19 protein-coding genes, 1 pseudogene and 1 riboswitch are annotated in these 21,208 nt (G+C 60.9%); of the genes and pseudogenes, 12 read left to right on the top strand and 8 right to left on the bottom strand.

The features are described from left to right. Positions 1–134 precede the first annotated feature (134 nt). On the top strand, positions 135–392 hold the full coding sequence (locus tag AC0IYN_RS05690; RefSeq protein WP_406596952.1) for a hypothetical protein: 258 nt from the start codon (positions 135–137) through the stop codon (positions 390–392). Between the two features lie 117 nt (positions 393–509). On the opposite strand, the gene AC0IYN_RS05685 is transcribed toward AC0IYN_RS05690, so the two are convergent. Beyond that, the gene (locus tag AC0IYN_RS05685) at positions 510–1,673 is read right to left on the bottom strand and encodes a 1-acyl-sn-glycerol-3-phosphate acyltransferase (protein WP_406596953.1); all 1,164 of its coding nucleotides are present in this window, start codon (positions 1,671–1,673) and stop codon (positions 510–512) included. A 133-nt stretch (positions 1,674–1,806) separates the two neighbouring features. Between AC0IYN_RS05685 and AC0IYN_RS05680 the strand changes: the two genes are divergently transcribed. The 3 genes from AC0IYN_RS05680 to AC0IYN_RS05670 are packed head-to-tail and all read left to right on the top strand — an operon-like array spanning position 1,807 to position 2,918. Continuing rightward, entirely contained in the window at positions 1,807–1,989 is a 183-nt protein-coding gene (locus AC0IYN_RS05680) for a CPXCG motif-containing cysteine-rich protein (RefSeq protein WP_126570422.1), read from the top strand. Between the two features lie 11 nt (positions 1,990–2,000). Then, positions 2,001–2,261: a putative signal transducing protein gene (locus AC0IYN_RS05675; protein WP_003171843.1), complete on the top strand. Its 261-nt coding sequence runs from the start codon at positions 2,001–2,003 to the stop codon at positions 2,259–2,261. Between the two features lie 36 nt (positions 2,262–2,297). Then, complete coding sequence (locus tag AC0IYN_RS05670) at positions 2,298–2,918, top strand: SOS response-associated peptidase (protein WP_406596954.1); 621 nt, start codon at positions 2,298–2,300, stop codon at positions 2,916–2,918. Positions 2,919–2,979: 61 nt separating this feature from the next. Here AC0IYN_RS05670 and AC0IYN_RS05665 read toward each other — a convergent pair whose 3' ends face one another. Both AC0IYN_RS05665 and AC0IYN_RS05660 read right to left on the bottom strand, forming a co-directional pair. Next, the gene (locus tag AC0IYN_RS05665; RefSeq protein ID WP_371319328.1) at positions 2,980–3,723 is read right to left on the bottom strand and encodes a methyl-accepting chemotaxis protein; all 744 of its coding nucleotides are present in this window, start codon (positions 3,721–3,723) and stop codon (positions 2,980–2,982) included. 114 nt (positions 3,724–3,837) lie between these two features. Then, a pseudogene (locus tag AC0IYN_RS05660) lies at positions 3,838–4,038 on the bottom strand (HAMP domain-containing protein); the annotation flags it as partial. A gap of 1,321 nt (positions 4,039–5,359) precedes the next feature. On the opposite strand from AC0IYN_RS05660, the gene AC0IYN_RS05655 reads away from it, so the two are divergent. After that, positions 5,360–6,178 carry a M48 family metallopeptidase gene (locus tag AC0IYN_RS05655; RefSeq protein WP_016978301.1) on the top strand — a complete coding sequence of 273 codons (819 nt, stop codon included), beginning with the start codon at positions 5,360–5,362 and terminating at the stop codon, positions 6,176–6,178. Between the two features lie 121 nt (positions 6,179–6,299). Here the strand turns inward: AC0IYN_RS05655 and AC0IYN_RS05650 are convergent, their stop codons facing one another. The 3 genes from AC0IYN_RS05650 to AC0IYN_RS05640 form a co-directional block, all read right to left on the bottom strand. Continuing rightward, on the bottom strand, positions 6,300–6,884 hold the full coding sequence (locus AC0IYN_RS05650; protein ID WP_005784895.1) for a TMEM165/GDT1 family protein: 585 nt from the start codon (positions 6,882–6,884) through the stop codon (positions 6,300–6,302). A gap of 88 nt (positions 6,885–6,972) precedes the next feature. Beyond that, a riboswitch (yybP-ykoY riboswitch) is annotated at positions 6,973–7,094 on the bottom strand. Positions 7,095–7,144: 50 nt separating this feature from the next. After that, a complete protein-coding gene (locus tag AC0IYN_RS05645) occupies positions 7,145–8,143 on the bottom strand; it encodes a class I SAM-dependent methyltransferase (RefSeq protein WP_099494062.1) in 999 nt (332 codons plus the stop codon). A 30-nt stretch (positions 8,144–8,173) separates the two neighbouring features. Further along, entirely contained in the window at positions 8,174–9,139 is a 966-nt protein-coding gene (locus tag AC0IYN_RS05640; RefSeq protein ID WP_471840766.1) for a 2-hydroxyacid dehydrogenase, read from the bottom strand. Positions 9,140–9,224: 85 nt separating this feature from the next. Between AC0IYN_RS05640 and AC0IYN_RS05635 the strand changes: the two genes are divergently transcribed. From AC0IYN_RS05635 to AC0IYN_RS05605, 7 genes are all read left to right on the top strand, one after another. Further along, the gene (locus AC0IYN_RS05635; RefSeq protein WP_010213066.1) at positions 9,225–9,857 is read left to right on the top strand and encodes a LysE family translocator; all 633 of its coding nucleotides are present in this window, start codon (positions 9,225–9,227) and stop codon (positions 9,855–9,857) included. Positions 9,858–9,989: 132 nt separating this feature from the next. Then, complete coding sequence (locus AC0IYN_RS05630) at positions 9,990–11,672, top strand: fatty acid--CoA ligase (protein WP_406596958.1); 1,683 nt, start codon at positions 9,990–9,992, stop codon at positions 11,670–11,672. A 330-nt stretch (positions 11,673–12,002) separates the two neighbouring features. Beyond that, entirely contained in the window at positions 12,003–13,841 is a 1,839-nt protein-coding gene (locus tag AC0IYN_RS05625) for a DUF1302 domain-containing protein (RefSeq protein ID WP_406596959.1), read from the top strand. A gap of 27 nt (positions 13,842–13,868) precedes the next feature. Next, entirely contained in the window at positions 13,869–15,233 is a 1,365-nt protein-coding gene (locus tag AC0IYN_RS05620) for a DUF1329 domain-containing protein (RefSeq protein ID WP_078046915.1), read from the top strand. A gap of 248 nt (positions 15,234–15,481) precedes the next feature. Beyond that, positions 15,482–18,211 carry a winged helix-turn-helix domain-containing protein gene (locus AC0IYN_RS05615; RefSeq protein ID WP_471840764.1) on the top strand — a complete coding sequence of 910 codons (2,730 nt, stop codon included), beginning with the start codon at positions 15,482–15,484 and terminating at the stop codon, positions 18,209–18,211. A 126-nt stretch (positions 18,212–18,337) separates the two neighbouring features. Next, positions 18,338–18,982 (top strand): MBL fold metallo-hydrolase, encoded by a 645-nt coding sequence (locus AC0IYN_RS05610; protein WP_406596961.1) that lies wholly within the window; start codon positions 18,338–18,340, stop codon positions 18,980–18,982. 193 nt (positions 18,983–19,175) lie between these two features. Then, positions 19,176–19,949 (top strand): YiaD family glycine zipper/OmpA-like lipoprotein, encoded by a 774-nt coding sequence (locus tag AC0IYN_RS05605; RefSeq protein ID WP_406596962.1) that lies wholly within the window; start codon positions 19,176–19,178, stop codon positions 19,947–19,949. Positions 19,950–20,010: 61 nt separating this feature from the next. On the opposite strand, the gene AC0IYN_RS05600 is transcribed toward AC0IYN_RS05605, so the two are convergent. Both AC0IYN_RS05600 and AC0IYN_RS05595 read right to left on the bottom strand, forming a co-directional pair. After that, positions 20,011–20,592 carry a BON domain-containing protein gene (locus tag AC0IYN_RS05600; protein ID WP_012722284.1) on the bottom strand — a complete coding sequence of 194 codons (582 nt, stop codon included), beginning with the start codon at positions 20,590–20,592 and terminating at the stop codon, positions 20,011–20,013. Next, positions 20,589–21,182: a phosphoheptose isomerase gene (locus tag AC0IYN_RS05595; protein WP_007904374.1), complete on the bottom strand. Its 594-nt coding sequence runs from the start codon at positions 21,180–21,182 to the stop codon at positions 20,589–20,591. The genes AC0IYN_RS05600 and AC0IYN_RS05595 overlap by 4 nt, the downstream gene beginning before the upstream one ends. Positions 21,183–21,208: the final 26 nt, after the last annotated feature.

Here is a 21,208-nt window from a genome sequence, read left to right as displayed (position 1 = left end):
CGTTCAGGTGACGGTGTAAATTACTGGATACATTAACCGTCCATGGGGGAGGGAGCATTAGCGGCGCCGGAGGCCACTATCGTTCAGGTTTGTATCTGAACTGATACCAAGACACTGTTTTACCGAGGTTTGCGATGGCGCTGCCCGCACTATTGATCAATGTTGTGGCTTTATTGGTGGCCTGCCCGGGTGCGGCGCTGCTGTTTATCACCCGCCTGCGCGAACAGCGCGCGATGGCCGAGTTGACCGCGCAAAGCGAAGACCGGGCAATCGACCAACCAATGTTGTTTCTGGATGTGCGCACCGAACGGGCGCATCGTCTGGCTTACCGCATCGGGTTCGCCTGCCTGGGGCTGGCGATGGCCATTTCCTGGCTCAGCACCCACCTCTAAAAATGCCACAACACAAATGTGTGTGGGCTTGCTCGCGAATGCGGTGTATCAGTCAGTCATGTATCGAATGACATTCCGCATTCGCGAGCAAGCCCGCTCCCACATTTTGATCAGTGTTTACAAAGGTATTCCGGCTTTAACTCGATATTGATTACGCACCGGGGTTGCATATTGCACCACCAGGAATGGCCGGTGCTCGGCCGGGCATTCGTTCAGGCGGCGCTCCCATTCAGCCTTGGCCTTGGCCAGTTCGTCCGCCGGGAACACTTCGGCTGCCGTCGGCACCTGCAATTGCGGGTCGGCGTCGCTCCATTGCTGGTACGCCAGGTAGTGCACCGGGAACAACCGGTAACCGCCGAGAATCTGCCGGTCCATTTCCACCGCCAGCAGCTTGGTGTCTTCGAAGCGCTCGGTAATCGGCGGCGCGAAGTTGATGTGCACCCGGCCTTTGTAGCCCGTGATGCCCAGGGCGATGCTGACATCATCCTCGCCCGGTGCCTTGCTGTAGGTGCCGGTGGTTGCGCGGATGTACAACTCGCGTGCCTTGGCGGTATCGCAGGGGTCGTACTCGTAGCTGATCGACACGGGCGTCAGGTTCAGCGACTGGATCACCTCGGCAAACGGCTCGTCCTTGCGGCTGACATGGAACATCTTGAGGATCGCTGATTCGGTGCGATCATCCCCATCCTTGGCGCGGCCTTCGGCCTGGGCGATCCAGATCGACGCCCCGTCGTTGCGGATCGAATGGTTGATATAGGCCGACAGCAGGTTGAATGCCGCCATCTTTTCCTTTCGCCCGGTGATCGAGCGGTGCACGATAAAACTCTTGTTCAGGCGCATCAGGTCGCTGACGAACGGCTTTTGCAGCAGGTTGTCGCCAATGGCGATGCGCGGCGTCGGCAGGCCGGCGTGGTACACGGCGTAGTTGACGAAGGCCGGGTCCATCACGATATCGCGGTGGTTGGCCAGGAACAGGTAGGCGGTGCCGGACTTGAGCTGCTCGACGCCGGTGTAGGTCACACCGTCGGTCGCGCGGTCAATGGTGTGGTCGACGTAATACTCGACTTTGTCCTGCAGCGTGGCCACGGTGGTGACGCCGGCGAATTCACGGCGCAATTTGCGGGCGATCATCGGCTTGAGCAGCCAGCCCAGGGCGCCGGCAAAGCGCGGGAAGCGGAAGTGGGTCAGGATGTCCAGAAAGGCCTTGTCACTAAACAGACGTGCCAGCACTGCCGGGACTTCGCTGTCGTTGTAAGGTCGGATGGTATCGAATTCGCCCATCATGCTCTCTTGTTAGAAACGGCTAGGGTAAGTAAAGGAAATACCAGGGCGCGGCGCGAGTAATGGGCTCGGCCGAACGATAACCCTGTAAATAGACCGGCGATTATACGCACAAGTCACCTTGGAGGCTGCGATGCTGGAAAATGCGACGTACGATTGTCCTTATTGCGGTGAAGAGGTCGAGACAACCGTGGATTTGTCTGGCGGTGACCAGACTTATATCGAGGACTGCCAAGTCTGTTGCCGGCCGATCACTTTCGATCTGCAGGTGCATGGGGATGAGTGGATGCTCGAAACCCGAAGCGAAAACGAATAACGGATACATCTATGCAGCGAATCTACGAACCGGAAAACCTGATGGAAGGCGAGTTGCTGCAGCAGATGCTCGCCAGCGAGGGCATCGAAGCGCACCTGGTGGGCCGCCATTTGCTGGGTGGCACCGGCGAATTGCCGATCTTCGGCCTATTGGGCCTGGAGGTGGACAACGACCGGGCCGTTGACGCCCGCGAGCTGATCACTGCCTATATTGGCGCGCAACCCTTGCCCGGCGACGAACCGGACAGCTTCCCCGACGTGCTGGTCTGTTAGGCTGTCGGTCGGTTTACCCAAGAGTCGTGTTGCCCCATGTGTGGACGTTATGCCCTGTTTCGCTGGACCCCCGCTTTTGCTGCGTTGCCGGGCTTCCCGGCTGACCAGCAGGCCCAGTGGAACATCTCCCCGAATGATTCGGTGCTGATCCAGCGCCTGAGCGACGGCCAGCGCACCCTGGCGCGCGCGCGCTGGGGGCTTACGCCACCCTGGCTCACCGACCTTTCCCGTACGCCCGCCCATGCCCGCGCCGAAACCCTGGCCGAGCAACCGATGTTTCGCGAAGCGTTCCGTCAACGCCGCTGCCTGCTGCCGGCCAATGGGTTCTACGAATGGCGCGGCACCCAGCGCAAACGCCCGTACTGGCTCACGCCGGGGGAGGGCTCCGCGTTGTTTTTTGCCGCGATCTGGGAGGCTTACCCCGTGCAGGAGCAGGTGTGGCTGAGCACGGCGGTGGTGACCCAAGCGGCGCAGGCCCAGCGTCGCCCGCTGATTCTGGATGAGGCCGGGCAGGCAGCCTGGCTCAATCCCGAGACGCCGTTGCATGTATTGCAAGGCCTGCTGGCCAGTGAACCGACCGCGTTGCGCGAGCGGGTTTTGGCCAACATGGTCAATGATCCGAAGCTCAATGGGCCTGAGTGCCTGACGCCGGCGTGAGTCAGTAAGTGTTGGGTTAGGCTGACTGGCCCCGAAGGCGGCTTCAAGCCACCGAAAATCCCTAGACCTTGAACTGATTGATCAACCGGCGCTGCTGCTCCGCCAGCTTGGTCAAGTCCGCGCTGGCCGCGCTGGATTCATCCGCGCCGCCTGCTACTTCATTGGCCACCTGGCCGATATTGATCACGTTGCGATTGATGTCCTCGGCCACCGCGCTCTGTTCTTCGGCCGCACTGGCGATCTGGGTGTTCATGTCGTTGATCACTGACACCGCCTGGGTGATGGTCTCCAGTGCTTCAGCTGCCTTGGCCGCATGCTGCACGCTTTCATCGGTGCGGTTCTGGCTGTCTTCCATCACCCGCACCACATCCCGCGTGCCTTGTTGCAACTGCTGGATCATGGTCTGGATTTCTTCGGTGGCTTTTTGGGTCTTCTGCGCCAGGTTGCGCACTTCGTCAGCCACGACGGCAAAACCACGGCCTTGTTCTCCGGCACGGGCCGCCTCAATGGCTGCGTTCAGCGCCAGCAGGTTGGTCTGTTCCGCGATCCCACGAATCGCGGTAAGGATGGCGTTGATGTTCTCGCTGTCCTTGGCCAGGGTTTGCACCACGCCCACGGCCTTGCCGATTTCCTCGGCCAACGCGCCGATGGAGGTGGAGGTGTCGCGCACAATGCGCATGCCCTGGCTCGCGGCCTGGTCGGCATGGCTGGCGGCTTGCGCGGCCTGGGTGGCGTTGCGCGCAACGTCCTGCGCAGTGGCTGTCATCTCATGCACCGCGGTGGCCACCTGATCGATCTCCACCATCTGCTTATGCACACCCTGGTTGGTACGGATCGCGATGTCGGCGGTGTGTTCCGATGAGTCACTGACCTTCTGCACCGAACTGACCACCTGGGTGATCATGCCTTGCAGCTTGATCAGGAAGGTGTTGAAGCCGGCGGCAATCGCGCCCAGTTCATCGGCGCGGTCGCTGGTCAGGCGTCGCGTCAAGTCGCCTTCGCCCTGGGCGATGTCATTGAGCATGGCCACCATTTGCTTGAGCGGGCGGGCGATGCCGTGACCGACCAGCCAGATCACCAGCAGGCCGATACCGGCGATCAACAGGCCGGCGATGGTCATGCCGAAAATGTCGGTCTTGCGTTGGGCTTCCAGGTCGCTTTGCAGTTTCTGCGAGTCAGCCATCACCGCGCTGAGGGGCAGTTGCAGCATCAGGGTCCAGCGTGCGTCGGTCTGGCCGATAGTGAACGGCAGGAACAACTCGATATGCCCGTGTTCCTTGTCGATGTCGTAGCGTACTTCGCCGACGTTCAGTTGGTTGAGGTTGGTCAGTTCGTTGCTGTCGAGCAGGTCGGTGGCCTTTTCACCGAGTTTGCTGGCGTCCTTGGTGTAGGCCACCAGGCGGCCGTTGCTGGAGATCAGCGCCAGCTCACCGGCACCGTTGTAGAGCTTTTGATCGGCGCTGGTGAGCATGTCCTGGATGAAGTTCACCGACAGATCGGCACCGACGATGCCCTGGAAGCTGCCGTCGATCATGATCGGTTCGATAAACGAAGCGAGCATCACCATGGCATTGCCGACCTTGTAAGGGGCAGGGTCGATGGCGCAGGCCTTTTTGTTTTCCTTGGAGCACAGGTAGTACTCGCTGGCGCGCACACCGGTGGACAAAATGTTCTGGTCGTTGACGTCGGCAAGCTTATCCAAGCCCAGGCTGCCATCTGCGTTGCGGTACCACCACGGCAGGAAACGTCCGTCGGTGCCCATGCCGATAATCGGGCTGTTCACGTAGGCGGCGTCGTTGTGATCGATGGCGTTGGGCTCCCAGCCAATGTAGGCGCCGAGGATCTTCGGGTTGCGCACCACGGTTTCGTGCAGCAGGTTGACCAGTTGCTCGCGACCGACCTGCAGGGCCGGCTCGCCCTTGGCGTCTTTCATGCCGAGCAGGGCGTTGGCGGTGGCCAGGCTCTTGGCGGTCACCAACGGGGCTTCCAGTTCGCGCTGGATCAAGGTGGCCTGGGTTTGCGCCAGGGCGGTCAGGCGCTGCTCGATGATCTGGTCGAATTGCACCTGGGTACGATCCTGCACCATTTCCTGGGTCCGCGCTCCGGCAAACAAGGCGTACAGCACCAGCACCGCGACCACGCTCAGGACAATCGCCCCGGCCAGTGCCGCGACAGAAAATTGGATCGACTTGAATTTCATGAAAACTCCGGGCACAGGGGAGAGAGTCCGCCTTTTTGTATCGGCCACGGGCGAGCTGGGCATGAGGGGGTGTCCTGCAAAAATGTTCGGGGTGTCGCAAATGGAAAGCCCGTCGCCGTTATTGGCGCCGTGGGATGTATCCGAAAATCAGCGGTTAAACGTCTGGTGTATCTGGCGTCGATACAAACGAGCGCCTACGATACGCGCCATGTTTTAAGCGCGTGTTTTCAGGGAGAGGTTCATGAAGAAGTCATTGGCAGTCAGCGGTCTGGTTGCAGCGATGCTGCTGGCCGGGTGTCAGTCGGTCAACACCACCAGCGGCGGCGCCGTTGGGGTCGAGCGCAAGCAGTACATGTTCAGTATGCTGTCGAGCCAGGAAGTCGACCAGATGTATGCCCAGTCCTACCAGCAGACCCTGGGGGAGGCCAGCAGCAAGGGCCAACTGGACAAGACCAGCGCCAACGCCAAGCGCGTGCAGGCCATCGCCAACCGCTTGATCGCCCAGGCGCCGACGTTCCGTGCGGATGCCGCGCAGTGGAAGTGGGAAGTGAACCTGATCAAGAGCGACGAGATGAACGCCAACTGCGGGCCTGGCGGCAAGATCTTCGTGTACAGCGCCTTGATCGACAACCTCAAGCTCACCGATGACGAGCTGGCCGCCGTGATGGGCCATGAAATCGCCCACGCCTTGCGTGAACACGGGCGTGAAGCCATGTCCAAGGCCTACGGGATCGAAATGGCCAAGCAGGGTGCCGGTGCGTTGTTCGGCCTGGGCCAGGACAGCCTGGCATTGGCCGACACCGTGGCCAACTACGGCATGACCTTACCCAACAGCCGCAGCAATGAAAACGAAGCCGACTTGATCGGCCTGGAACTGTCAGCCCGTGCGGGCTACAACCCGAACGCCGCCATTACGCTGTGGAACAAGATGGCCAAGGCTTCGGAAGGCGCGCCGCCGGAGTTCATGAGCACTCACCCGGCGTCCGACAGCCGAATCGCCTCGTTGCAGGCGGCGATTCCGAAGGTGATGCCGCTGTATCAGCAGGCAAAAAAATCCTGAGTTAACGCAGATCAATGTGGGAGCCGGGCTTGCCCGCGATGCAGGCGGCTCGGTCTCTCCGTTGCACCGGGTTGCTGCCATCGCAGGCAAGCCAGCTCCCACAGGGATCGGGTTTGCAGCCTTAGATCCAGCCGCTGCTTTGCATGGCTTTGTACACGGCCACAATCGCCAGGACGAAGAACGCAGTAGCCGCCAGTCGACGAATCAGCGTCAACGGCAGTTTCTCCGCCGCAAAATTCCCCGCCAATACCACCGGCACGTTGGCAATCAGCATGCCCAGGGTCGTCCCGATAATCACCAGCCACAGTTCCGGATACTGCGCCGCCAGCATCACCGTGGCGATCTGGGTCTTGTCACCGATTTCCGCCAGGAAGAACGCAATCAGCGTGGTCAGGAATGGCCCGAATTTGCGTGTGGTGCTGGCTTCGTCATCGTCGAGTTTATCCGGCACCAGGGTCCAGAGCGCCGTGGCACAGAAGCTCGCGGCGAGGATCCAGTGCAACACCGCATCCGAGAAGAAACTGCCGAACCAGGCCCCCACGGCACCGGCCGCCGCATGGTTGGCCAGGGTCGCGGCAACGATGCCGGCGATGATCGGCCAGGGTTTGCGAAAGCGTGCGGCAAGGATGAGCGCGAGCAGTTGCGTCTTGTCGCCGATTTCGGCCAAGGCAACGATTGCGGTAGGAACGAGTAGTGAATCCAGCATCAGGTAAGTTTCCAGGGGCGGGTCGACACGGCTATGACACGTACAGCCTTCCCGCCCCGGGTAAGGTGTGCGTGTCATAGGTCTTGTCAAACCCCGGTCCGTCTGTGCGGACTCCTGGGTCGCATACGCCATGGTCTGCTGACCAAGTATGTTGACGTATGCCGGACGAGCGTGGCGCTCGTGGGAGACTACTCCCCTAGGACGGAGCGGATTCTGCCTAGGCAAAATCCATTCGGCAAGCCTTCTTTTTCAAACGCCCGTCAGCCGCGCTTGGCACGGTAGATACGAAAACCGTTGCCTTCGGCCTTCACCGCACACACGCCCAGATGCTCTTCGATCAAAGGCTGGTACTTCAGGAAGCTGTTGGCGACCAAGCGAAGTTCGCCACCTTTTGCCAGGTGTTTAGCCGCTTTTCGCAGCAGGTTCTCAGTGGCGAAGTAATCGGTATGCACGCCGACATGGAACGGTGGGTTGCTCAAAATCGCGTTCAAACCCATCGGCGCGGCATCGATGCCATCACCGGTCAGCACCTCGGCTTCCAGGCCGTTGGCGGCCAGGGTCAGGCGGCTGCTGGCGGCGGCAAAGGCGTCCACATCCAGCATCGTCACGCTGTTGTGCGGGTAGCGACGTTTGACCGCAGCCCCCAGTACCCCGGCGCCACAACCGAAGTCCAGCAAATGGCCGCTTGGCAGCTTGTCCAGGTGCTCCAGCAACAGCTCGGTGCCGCGATCCAGTCGACCGTGGCTGAACACGCCTGGCAGGCTCACCACCTTCAGCGGGCCTTCGGCCAGCGGTACCTCGAAGACCTGTGCCAGGCTTTCCAGCTCGACCGCTTGCGGCGCGTTGGCCACAGTGACCTGCCACAGCTGGCAGTGCCGCGCGTTGTCGAGCTTGCGGGGCTTGCCGAAAGGGATCATCTGCTTGGCGGCGCTTTCGATGCCGGATTTTTTCTCGCCGACCAGAAACAACTCGGCGCCGGGCAAGCGAGAGGCCACAGCGTTGAGCAGGTAGTCGGTCAGGTCCTTGGACTTGGGCAGGAAGATCACCGCCGCCTCAAAGGCGCGCTCCGGCACGTTTACGCCAAAGTGGCTGCGCTCGGCGAAGCGTGCATCAAGCGCCGCCTGGTCGCCGGCATGCCAGCTCCAACCGTGGGCGTTGGGCAGGCGGCCGAGCAGGTCGTCGGCAGGCAACCCCACCAACAGCAGGTTGCCTTGAAAAAGTTCGGCCTGACGAAGCAGTACTTCACTGCGCGGATCCATGGTCTGCTCCTTGAAAAGGGGCGCAGTTTATCAACTCACAACGCGCAGCGGGGCGCCGCTGAAAAAGCCCCGGGCGTTTTCCGCCAGTTGGCCGACGATGCGTTGGCGCGCTTCGCGACTGCCCCAGGCATTGTGTGGCGTGACGAGCAGGCGGGGGATATCGCCGGCCAGCAGCGGGTTGCCGTTGACCGGCGGCTCCACGCTCAGCACATCGGTGGCCGCACCGCCCAGATGACCGCTGCGCAAGGCGTCGGCCAAGGCTTGCTCGTTGATCAAGCCACCGCGTGCGGTATTGACCACAAACGCGCCGGGCTTGAGCAACGCCAGTTCACGGGCGCCGATAAAGTCGCGGGTGTGTTCGTTGAGCGGGCAATGCAGGGTGAGGGCGTCGACTTGGGTCAACAGTTCATCCAGTGGCACGCGGTCGGCACGGGCAGGGCGGCCCGGGATAGCGCCGAGCAGCACGCGCATGCCGAAGGCTTCGGCCAGGCGTGCCACGGCGCCGCCCAACTCGCCATGGCCGAGCAGGCCGAGGGTTTTGCCTTCCAGTTCGACGATGGGGTGGTCGAGCAGGCAGAACTGCTTGGCCTCCTGCCACTTGCCGGCGCTAACATCCCGTTGGTAATCCTTCAAGCGCGTGGCCAGGTTGAGCAGCAGCATGATCGTGTGCTGCGCCACCGATGGTGTGCCATAGCCCTGGCAGTTGCTTACAGTGATGCCATGGGCGCGGGCGGCTTCGAGGTCGACGTTGTTGGTGCCGGTGGCCGAGACGAGGATCAACTTGAGTTCCGGGGAGGCCGCCAGGGTTGCGCTGTTGAGGGCGATCTTGTTACTGATCACCACTTGGGCGCCCTGCAGGCGTTCAACCAGGTTCTGCGGCGTGGTGTTCGAAAACAGCTGCAACTCGCTGAAACTATTGCGCAGGTCGCTGAGGTCAAGGTCCCCCAGGTCCAGGGACGGATGATCAAGGAAGACGGCGCGGCGATTGTTCGTCATCAACTGTACCTTTTGCGACAGGGTTCGAAGGCGTAATCTGCCGAGCCTATCAGATGAAATAATCAGTTACTTAATTGGAGTGAGCATGTACGCCGCCGAGTTCTTGACCGTAGCCCTGATTCACTTATTGGCGGTGGCCAGCCCTGGCCCGGATTTCGCGGTGGTGGTGCGTGAAAGTGTTACCCACGGTCGCCGCGCCGGCACCTGGACCGCACTGGGTGTGGGGTCGGCGATTTTCCTGCACGTGGGTTACTCGTTGCTCGGTATCGGCTTGATCGTCTCCCAGTCCATCGTGCTGTTCAACGCGCTCAAGTGGGCGGCGGCGGCCTACCTGTTGTACATCGGCTTCAAGGCCCTGCGCGCGCAGCCGGCCAAGCCTGCCGCCGAGGGCGAGCTGCACCGCGAAGCCGGCGAGCGGACCCCGCGCGGCGCGTTCACAGCCGGTTTCGTGACCAATGGCTTGAACCCCAAGGCCACGCTGTTTTTCCTGTCGCTGTTCACCGTGGTGATCAACCCGCACACGCCGCTGGCGATCCAGGCCGGTTACGGCGTGTACCTGGCGGTGGCGACGGCGCTGTGGTTCTGCCTGGTGGCGATGTTGTTCAGCCAGCAGCGCGTGCGCGCCGGGTTTGCGCGGATGGGGCATTGGTTTGATCGGACCATGGGCGCGGTGTTGATTGCGATTGGGGTAAAGCTGGCTTTCACCAGCATGAAATAGGCCGGATGCTGGCGCAAAGCTAGCATCCATTGGGGTCTGCAAATCATTCCTTTGGCTGATTTGGCTGAAACATAAGGTCTCTAAAGTGCAGATCTTCAAGCCAAGACTGTGCAGTCATAAAAAGGGATTCGTATGTTGCAGACCCGTGTTATCCCGCCCGCCGAAGGTGCGTACCAGTACCCGCTGTTGATCAAACGCCTGTTGATGTCCGGCACCCGTTACGAGAAGACCCGGGAAATCGTCTACCGCGACAAACTGCGCTACACCTACCCGACCCTGATCGAGCGGGTCGCGCGGCTGGCCAATGTGCTGACCGAGGCGGGCGTCAAGGCTGGTGATACCGTGGCGGTGATGGACTGGGACAGCCATCGTTACCTGGAGTGCATGTTCGCCATCCCGATGATCGGCGCGGTGATCCACACCATCAACGTGCGCCTGTCGCCGGAACAGATCCTGTACACCATGAACCATGCCGAGGACCGCTTCGTGCTGGTCAACAGTGAGTTCGTGGGGCTCTACCAGGCGATTGCGGGGCACCTGACCACAGTCGACAAGACGCTGCTGCTCACCGACGGGGATGCCAAGACCGCCGAGCTGCCCAACCTGGTCGGCGAGTATGAAACCCTGCTGGCGGCCGCCAGCCCGAAGTATGACTTCCAGGACTTCGACGAACACTCCGTCGCCACCACTTTCTACACCACCGGTACCACCGGCAACCCCAAGGGCGTGTACTTCACTCACCGCCAACTGGTGCTGCACACCATGGGCGTGGCGACCATCATGGGCAGCGTCGACAGTGTGCGGCTGCTGGGCACCAACGATGTGTACATGCCGATCACGCCGATGTTCCACGTGCACGCCTGGGGGTTGCCGTACGTGGCGACCATGCTGGGCCTGAAGCAGGTCTATCCCGGCCGTTACGACCCGGAATACCTGGTGGAGCTGTGGCGCAAGGAAAAGGTCACCTTCTCCCACTGCGTGCCGACCATCCTGCAAATGGTGCTCAATGCCAAGGCTGCCCAGGACGTGGATTTCGGTGGCTGGAAAATCGTCATTGGCGGCAGTGCGCTCAATCGTTCGCTGTATGAGGCGTCCAAGGCACGCGGGATTCAATTGACTGCCGCCTACGGTATGTCCGAGACCGGGCCACTGGTGTCCTGCGCCCACCTCAACGAAGAGCTGATGGCGGGCAGCGAGGATGAACGCACGACTTACCGCATCAAGGCCGGCGTGCCCGGGCCGTTGGTAGAAGCTGCGATCATCGACAGTGACGGCAACTTCCTGCCGGCCGACGGTGAGTCCCAGGGCGAGCTGGTATTGCGCGCGCCGTGGCTCAGCGAAGGCTATTTCAACGAGCCACAAAAGGGCGCCGAACTGTGGGAGGGCGGCTGGATGCACACCGGCGACGTGGCCACGCTGGATGCCTTCGGCGTGATCGACATTCGCGACCGCATCAAGGACGTGATCAAGACCGGCGGCGAGTGGATCTCTTCCCTGGCCCTCGAAGACCTGGTCAGTCGCCACCCGGCGGTACGCGAAGTAGCGGTGGTGGGCATTGCCGACCCGCAATGGGGCGAGCGCCCGTTTGCCTTGCTGGTGGTGCGTGATGGCCATGTGATAGGGGCCCGCGAGCTCAAGGAACACCTCAAGCCGTTTGTGGAGCTGGGCCACTTGAGCAAGTGGGCGATTCCGAGCCAGATCGCCGTTGTTACGGAAATTCCCAAGACGAGTGTAGGAAAACTCGACAAAAAACGTATCCGTATCGACATCATCGAATGGCAGGCCAACAACAGTACCTTCCTGTCCACCCTCTGAGCCGGTTCGCCGTGCCCGTATGGCACGGCAATGCTCTATCTCGCGCCTTCACTTGTGATTTGCCGATTTTCAGCCATCCTTGCCGCGTCGACCTTCGTCGACGTGGCGAAAGGGTCGTGGCAGACGGGTCGGTGATGCAAATCACACTTTAGAGGGATCAAGCACTACCCCCTGCTGGCTATAGTCCCTTCCAGAGTTTTTCACGGATGTTCCGCTACGGGCCATGGGGGCTCGACTGCCGAGCGGCATTGGAATCGTTGTATTCCGGCCGTTACACGCATCACAGAAAGAACTCACTGCCATAACAATAATGCACATGGAGTAGCGTCGATGACCTCAGTAAACCAGTTCTGGCGCCGGGCAAGACTGCCCCTGGCCGTCAGTCTCGCCTCTACGCTCGCCGGGCCCGCATTCGGCGTCAGTTTCAATATCGGTGAAATCGAAGGGAGTTTTGACTCGTCTCTTTCCGTGGGTGCGAGCTGGTCGACGGCCAAGCCCAACAGCGATCTGATTGGTGTCAACAACGGTGGCAAGGGCCTGTCCCAGACCTCCGATGACGGTCACTTGAACTTCAAGCGTGGGGAGACCTTCTCGAAGATTTTCAAGGGCATTCATGACCTGGAACTGAAGTATGGCGATACCGGTGTGTTTGTGCGGGGCAAGTACTGGTATGACTTTGAGCTCAAAGACGAAAGCCGTCCCTTCAAGGACATCAGTGACAACAACCGCAAAGAAGGCGCCAAGTCCTCTGGCGGGCAGATTCTCGATGCGTTCATTTACCACAACTACAGCGTTGCCGATCAGCCAGGCAATGTGCGTTTCGGCAAGCAGGTAGTGAGCTGGGGTGAAAGTACCTTCATCGGTGGCGGCATCAACTCTATCAACCCGATCGACGTGTCTGCGTTCCGTCGTCCCGGCGCCGAGATTAAGGAAGGCTTGATCCCGGTCAACATGTTCTATGTGTCACAAACCTTGACCGATAATCTCTCGGCCGAAGCGTTCTATCAGCTTGAGTGGGACCAGACGGTTACCGATAACTGCGGCACGTTCTTCTCCCAGCCCGATGTGATTTCTGACGGTTGCACTAATAATCTGCGCGTGCTGAACAGCCGTCGCACCTTGACTCCAGCCCAACTGGCGGGTCTGGGAGCGTTTGGTGTGGACGTTAACAATGAGGGCGTCCTGGTTCGTCGTGGTCCGGACCGTGACGCTCGCGACAGCGGCCAGTTCGGCGCTGCATTTCATTACAACTATGAGCCTCTGGACACAGAGTTCGGTGCTTATTTCATGAACTACCACAGCCGGGCGCCGATCTTTAGTGCACAAGGCGCGCGACCCTCTGTTTATGCAACGAATAACCCGCTGATTGTCGCGGGCAACTCCAACTACTTCGTCGAGTATCCGGAAGATATCCGCCTCTACGGCTTGAGCTTCTCCACCACGCTGCCTACTGGCACTGCCTGGAGTGGCGAGTTGAGCTATCGGCCGAATGCGCCTGTGCAACTGAGCACGACCGACATCCTTTTCGCGGGTGTCACGCCGATTCCTGGTTACGGCAACGCGTCGGTGCTCAAAGGCAAACCCGGCCAGGACCTGCACGGCTACAACCGGAAGGAAGTCACCCAGTTCCAAACCACCTTCACGCACTTCTTCGATCAAGTCATGGGCGCCAGCCGCTTGACCACCGTCGGTGAAATCGGCGTGACCCACGTCGGTGGGCTCGAAAGTAAATCCGATGCCCGTTATGGCCGTGACCCGGTCTTTGGCCCGGGTTCGTTGCCAGGTGGTTTCTGCAACACGCTCAACAACTCCACAGCGCAAGGGGGTGGTTTGGCCAACGCCGCCAGCCTGAACACCAACTGCAACAACGACGGTTACACCACCGCCACCTCCTGGGGCTACCGCGCTCGCGCCATCTGGGAATACCCGGACGTGTTCGCCGGCGTCAACCTCAAGCCAAACGTGGCGTGGTCCCACGACGTCAAAGGTTACTCGCCAGGCCCTGGCGGTAACTTCGAAGAAGGTCGCAAGGCGGTCAGCCTGGGCCTGGATGCCGAGTATCAGAACACCTACACCGCCAGCCTGGCCTACACCAACTTCTTTGGTGGCAAGTTCAGTACGGTGGATGACCGCGACTTCGTCGCTTTGAGCTTCGGCGCCAACTTCTAAGCACACGCATTTCAGGAAGACCAGAAGATGAAAATAACCAAAAGTCTGTTGCACGTGGGTGTGCTTGGGCTGTCGATCCTGGCGAGCAACGTCATGGCGGCAGTCTCGGCGGATGAAGCCGCCAAGCTGGGCACGACCCTGACCCCGATGGGCGCCGAAATGGCCGGCAACGCCGCCGGCACCATTCCAAAATGGTCGCCACTGCCCACCAACGCCGGTGCCGTCGATGCCCGTGGGTTCCTGGCTAACCCGTACGCCAGTGAGCAACCGCAATTCACCATCACTGCGGCAAACGTCGAGCAGTACAAAGACAAGCTGGCGCCGGGGCAGTACGCGATGTTCAAGCGTTACCCGGAGACCTTCAAGATGCCGGTCTACCCGACTCATCGCGGCGCTACCGTGCCGGCCGATGTGTTTGCGGCCATCAAGAAGAACGCCACCACCACCAACCTGGTGTCTGGCGGCAACGGCCTGGAAAACTTTGAAACCGCCGTGCCGTTCCCGATTCCAAAAAGCGGCGTTGAGGTGATCTGGAACCACATCACCCGTTATCGCGGCGGCAGCGTGACCCGCCTGGTCACCCAGGCCACGCCGCAAACCAACGGCTCGTTCAGCCTGGTGTATTTCAAAGACCAGTTCGTGTTCCGCGACAAAATGAAAGACTTCGACCCGAAAAATCCGGGCAACGTGCTGTTCTACTTCAAGCAACAAGTGACCGCGCCAGCGCGCCTGGCCGGTGGTGTGCTGCTGGTGCACGAAACCTTGGACCAAGTGAAGGAACCGCGTTCGGCGTGGGTCTACAACGCCGGCCAGCGCCGCGTTCGTCGGGCGCCACAAGTGTCCTATGACGGCCCGGGTACTGCCGCCGACGGCCTGCGTACCTCCGACAACCTCGACATGTACAACGGTGCACCGGATCGTTACGACTGGAAGCTGGAAGGCAAAAAAGAAATCTACATCGCCTCCAACAGCTACAAGATCGACGATCCGAAGCTCAAGTACGCCGACATCATCAAGGCCGGCCACATCAACCAGGACCTGACCCGCTACGAGCTGCGCCGCGTCTGGCATGTGGTCGCCACCCTGAAGGAAGGCCAGCGCCACATCTACGCCAAGCGTGACTTCTTCATCGATGAAGACACCTGGCAAGCGGCGGTTATCGACCACTACGACGGTCGTGGCCAACTGTGGCGCGTCGCCGAAGCCCATGCCGAGAACTACTACGACAAGCAAGTGCCGTGGTATGCCCTGGAAACCCTCTACGACCTGCAGTCTGGCCGCTACCTGGCGCTGGGCATGAAGAACGAAGAGAAGCAGGCGTATGACTTCGGCTTCACCGCCACCACCAGCGACTTCACCCCGGCAGCCCTGCGCCAGGACGGCGTCCGCTAAGCCCAAGCCCCCCAATCTGGGAGCCGTCCTCTGTAGGAGCTGGCTTGCCAGCGATAGCATCCCCTCGGTGTGACAGACACACCGAGGTGCCTGCATCGCCAGCAAGCCGGCTCCTACTTTTTTGTGAGGAGATTTTTTGTCGCAGTTCTTTTCAGGCAAATGTTGCAAAGATCTACAAACCTGCCGCTTTTACCGCTAGTCTGCGGACATCTGCAATGCCGACAACAGCCTTCTACAAGAGCCCGGCGATGACTGATCTGTCCCGAATCCAAGGGCCTGCCAGTGCGGTAATCCCCACCCTGGAAGGTCGCTTCTACAGGCCACCCCTGCCTGACGGCTACGTGCTGCGCCCGCGCCTGTGCGAGCGGCTGAGTGCCGGGTTGGAAGGGCGGTTGCTGCTGGTCAGCGCGCCGGCGGGCTTCGGCAAGAGTTCGTTGGCGGTGGAGTTCTGCCAGAGCCTCCCGGCCCATTGGCAAAGCCTGTGGCTGGGCTTGAGCCCACGGGACAACGACCCTGGGCGTTTCCTCGAGCGCCTGCTCGACGGCTTGCAGCAATTCTTCCCGCAACTTGGCGCCCAGTCCCTGGGCCTGCTGAAAATGCGCCAGCGCCACCAACCCTTTGCCTTTGAAGAATGGCTGGACGGCGTGCTCGATGAGCTGACCGTGCAGCTGTCCACCCGCGCGCCGCTGTTGCTGGTGCTGGACGATTACCATCTGGCCCAAGGGCCGGTGCTCGACCGTTGCCTGCAGTTTTTCCTCAACCATCTGCCTGATGGCCTGGTGGTACTGGTCACCAGCCGCCAGCGCCCGGACTGGCATCTGGCGCGGCTGCGGTTATCGCGCCACCTGCTGGAGCTGCATGAGCAAGATCTGCGCCTGACGCACGACGAATCCCTGGCGGTGCTTGATCGCCACAGCAGTTCGTTACGCGGCGAAGCCCTCGACAACCTGATCCGCCGCAGCGAAGGCTGGGTCGCCGGCCTGCGCTTCTGGTTACTGGCCGCGTCCGAAGCCGGCAGTGACGGCGCCTTGCCACAAAGCCTGCACGGTGGCGAAGGGTTGATCCGCGATTACTTGCTGGAAGAAGTCATCGACTGCCTGCCGGCCGACGTGCAGGCGTTTCTTTACGACACCGCGCCGCAGGATCGTTTTTGCAGCGAACTCTGCGACGCCGTGCGTGAAGCCCATGACAGCGCCGACATCCTGCGTTACCTGCAAGCCCACCAGGTGTTCCTGGTGCCCCTGGACGAGCAGGGCCACTGGTACCGTTATCACCATCTGTTTTCCGACCTATTGCGCACCCGACGCGCCAGTAGCAATGTGCTGCCGGCCGCCAGCCTGCACCTGCGCGCCTGCCGCTGGTTCAATGCCCAAGGCTTGATCGATGAGGCGGTGGAGCAAGCCTTGCGCGCCGGTCACCTGGATGTGGCGGCCAATCTGGTGCAGAACCTGTCCGAAGAGCAGCTGTTGGCCGAGCAGAATGTCGGCATGCTGCTGCGCTGGAAAATGGACTTGCCCGACAGCCTGCTGATCAGCACGCCTCGGTTGATCGTGCTCTACAGCTGGGCCTTGGGCCTGGCCTGCCAGTTGGACGCGGCGGAAGAATTGTCCAGCTACCTCAGCCGCTTCCTGCCGGCACCGTCGGCCACCGCGCAAAAATCGATGTTGGCCCAATGGCTGGCGCTGAGCGGGATCATCGCCCGGGGCCGGGGTGATCGCGAGCTGACCCAACGCTATTGCAGCGAAGCCCTGGAAAGCCTGCCGCAACGGCGTTATGGCCAGCGGCTGATGTGCTTGTCGACCCTCTCCAACCTGGCGATTGTCGATGCCGACCTGTGGCGTGCCCGTGGCTTGAATCGCGAATCCCTGGAACTGGCACAGCGCGTCGGCAACCCGTTGTTCGAGGCCCTGGCCCATTACGACCGTGCGCGGGTGTTGCAGGCGCGCGGTGAAATCCTGCGCGCCCTGGACGAGGTGCGCCAGGGCCTGCAACGCTTGCACGGCCTGGCGCCGCAGCGGTTGTACGCGGTGCGTGCGCGCTTATCGCTCTATGAAGGTTATTTGCTGCTGGTGCGGTTCCAGCCCGAGGCCGGGCTCGCGCGCCTGCGCGCCGGCCTTGCCGAAGCCCGCGCTTGCCGCGATATCAGCGTGTTGATCGGCCATTGTGTGATCGCCAGTTTCGAAGGGCGCCGCGGTGACTTCGCCAAAGCCTTTGCCGAACTCGCCGAGGCCGAGCGCCTGATGCATATCTGGGACGTGCCACCGATCTACTACCTGGCGATGATCACCCTGATCAAGTGCGAGCTGTGGTTGGCCCAGGGGCGCACCGACCTGGCCGACGCCTGGCTGACTCGCCTGGGCCAGACCTACAACGGTGAGCATGCCGCCGCCGCACCGGAGTTTCACCCACATCTGCCGCAGCACATCGGATTGCAACAAGCCGCGTTGGACGCCACTCGGCACCAACCCGCCGCGGCGCTGCAACGCCTTGAGGCGTTGGCGCAACAGGCCCACAACAGCGGACGCCAGATGATCGCCCTCATGGCTCTCACTCAACAGGCGCAACTGCTGTTGGAAAGCGGCCAGGAAGCCAAGGCGCGTCCGATACTCGCCCAGGCACTGGAAGCGGGGGCCGGTGGCGCGTTGCAACCTTTCCAGCGTTTGCTGGAAAAGCACCCGGATTGGATGCGCGAACAACTCGCCAAAGTCCCCCATGGCCTGCTGATCCAGAGCCTGCTTGCGCTGTTGCCGGCGGTCGTGGTGGTGGAGGCCGCATCGACCCACGAGACCTTGAGTGCGCGCGAGCTGGCGGTGCTGCAATTGATTGCCCAGGGGTGTTCCAACCAGGAGATCAGCAATCGGCTGTTCATCTCTTTACACACGGTCAAGACCCACGCGAGCCATATCAACAGCAAGCTGGGTGTGGAGCGGCGTACGCAGGCGGTGGCGCGGGCGCAGGAGCTGAGGCTGATTGGTTAGAGGTGTCCTGTGGCGAGCGAGCTTGCTCGCGTTGGGCTGCTAAGCGGCCCCAGTCTGTTTTAATAGTGCAATTATTCTGGCGAAATTCGTCCGAAAACGACATTTCATTTGCACGAGAGCCCCTTAATGGAACTTGCCAAGCCGACCCTCATCCGCGAAACCTTTCCCGTAGGTCCCCTACAGTGCAACTGCACCATCATCGGCGACCCGATCAGCAAGAAAGCCATCGTGGTCGATCCGGGCGGCAACCATGAATTGATCCTGGCACGCCTCGATGCCCTGGGTCTCAAGGTGGTCAGCATCATCCACACCCATGCTCACCTGGATCACTTCCTGGCGTCGGGCCAGTTGAAGGAGAAGACCGGCGCCACCTTGCACCTGCACAAAGAGGATCAATTCCTCTGGGACAATCTGGAAATGCAATGCCAGATGTTTCGTGTGCCCTACACCCCGGTGCCGTCGCCGGACCGTTGGCTGGAAGACGATGAAGAGCTGGCGTGTGGCTGCGGCGTGGCGTTGCACACGCCGGGGCATACACCCGGGTCGATGAGCTTCTGGTTTGCCGATGCGAAGCTGCTGATTGCCGGCGATACGCTGTTCCGTCGAGGGGTGGGCCGCACGGATTTATGGGGTGGCGACCAGGCCACCATCGTGCGTTCGATCAAGCAACGCCTGTACACCTTGGATGAGGGCGCGACGGTGGTTACCGGTCATGGGCCGGATACCCGCTTGGGGGATGAAATGCGTGAGAACCCTTTCGTGCGAGCGTGAAGGAATAATTACCTCTCAGGGGCTGTTCTATAACAGGCAAGCGTTGTCGCAAAAAACTCAGGTCGTGTTCAGCGAGCGTCTGCTACGGTTTCTGTACCCACGGAATTTTTACCGTTTGTCGCGTTCCAAACTCGGCACAGGTCCATTGCCAATGTCCTTTGCACCATAGAATGCAAAAGTAGGAGCTCCCTTCATGTTCACTTCGCGTCGTCTGCTTGTTGTCGCTACCTGCGTAGCCTTGTTGTCCGGCTGCGCATCCCCTAACCCTTATGACGGCAGCAGCCAGGGGCAGGCAAGTAATGAGTCTGGCGGGATGAGCAAGACCGCCAAGTACGGTGGGCTGGGCGCCCTGGCCGGTGCATTGGCCGGCGCGGCCATCGACCATAACAACCGTGGCAAGGGCGCGCTGATCGGTGGTGCGATTGCCGGTCTCGGCGCTGCGGGCTACGGCTACTACGCCGACCAGCAGGAAAAGAAACTGCGTGAAAGCATGGCCAATACCGGTGTTGAAGTTCAGCGCCAGGGCGACCAGATCAAGCTGATCATGCCGGGCAACATCACCTTCGCAACCAACTCGGATGCGATCTCCAGCAGCTTCTACCAGCCGCTGAACAACCTGGCCAACTCCCTCAAGCAGTTCAACCAGAACACTATCCAGATTGTCGGCTACACCGACAGCACCGGTAGCCGCCAGTTGAACATGGACCTGTCCCAGCGTCGCGCGCAGAGCGTGGCCAACTACCTGACCTCGCAAGGTGTCAGCCCGACCAACCTGAGCGCTCGCGGTGCCGGCCCGGATAACCCGATTGCCAGCAACGCCGACGTCAACGGCCGTGCACAGAACCGTCGCGTGGAAGTGAACCTTGGCCCGATCCCAGGCCAGCAGTACGGTCAGCCAGGTGCCCAGCAACAGGCGCCGCAGCAGAACAACCAGTTCCAGGGCAACCCGTACTCGCAGTACCAGTAAACATTCGCTAATAAAAAAGGGCGCCTGAGTAGGGCGCCCTTTTTTGTGGCCGTCGGTTAGATCAATCGATGTACTCGAAGACCTTGACGATTTTTTGCACGCCGGACACACCCTGCACCAGGTTGGCGGCGCGAGTGGCTTCGGCTTGGGTGAGCAGGCCCATCAGGTAGACGATACCGTTGTCGGTCACGACCTTGATGCGCGAACCTGGGATCGCATTATCGGTGAGCATCTGTGCCTTGATCTTGGTGGTCAGCAAGGCGTCGTTGCTGATGGCCAGCAGGGTGATCGGGTCCATCACCTGCAGTTCGTTGTGCACCTTCTTCACGCGCTGTACCGCGGCGGCGGCTTGCTCGGCCTGGGCCTTGAGGTCGGCACGTGGGGTCTGGCCGGCGAGCAGCACAACGCCGTTGAAGCTGGTCACCACGATGCGCGAAGCACCGTTGCCCAGGTCGGGCGCGGCCTTGGCGACGTTGACTTCGACCTTGGTTTCGATCAGCGAGTCATCGATCTTGCTGCCGAAGGTGCGGGTGCCCTTGTCATCCTGAATAGGGGTGTCACGTGTTGCAGTGATGGCCGTGCTGCAGCCGCTGATAGCGAGGCACAGGGTGATGGCCAAAAGGCTGAGGCGGTTAACGGTCATTCTTCACTCCCAAACAGTTGGCTGTCGATCAGATCGCACAGGCAGTGGATCGCCAGCAGGTGGACTTCCTGGATACGTGCGGTGACATTGGCCGGGACGCGAATCTCCACGTCTTCAGGCAACAGCAGCGAGGCCATGCCGCCGCCATCGCGTCCGGTCAATGCTACGACAATCATTTCGCGATCATGTGCGGCCTGGATCGCTTGAATAATATTCGCCGAGTTGCCGCTGGTGGAAATCGCCAGCAGCACATCGCCTGGTTGGCCCAGGGCGCGGATCTGCTTAGAGAAGATTTCGTTGTAGCTGTAGTCGTTGGCAATCGAGGTGATCGTCGACGAATCGGTAGTCAAGGCGATAGCCGGCAGGCTCGGACGCTCACGCTCGAAGCGGTTGAGCAACTCGGACGAGAAATGCTGGGCATCGCCGGCCGAACCGCCGTTGCCGCACGAAAGCATTTTGCCCTCGTTGAGCAAGGCATTGACCATGACCTGACTGGCTTGCTCGATGTGCGGTGCAAGTACGTCCATCGCCTGTTGCTTGGTGTCGATACTGGCCTGGAAAAGCTGGCGAATTCGGGATTGCATGTCCATCTGTGTGACCTTAAGTAGCGCGGCTG

The organism is Pseudomonas sp. AC112 (assembly GCF_979253545.1).
The sequence above is the reverse complement of the archived record's forward strand: the minus strand, read 5'-3'. Positions and strand labels throughout refer to the sequence as shown.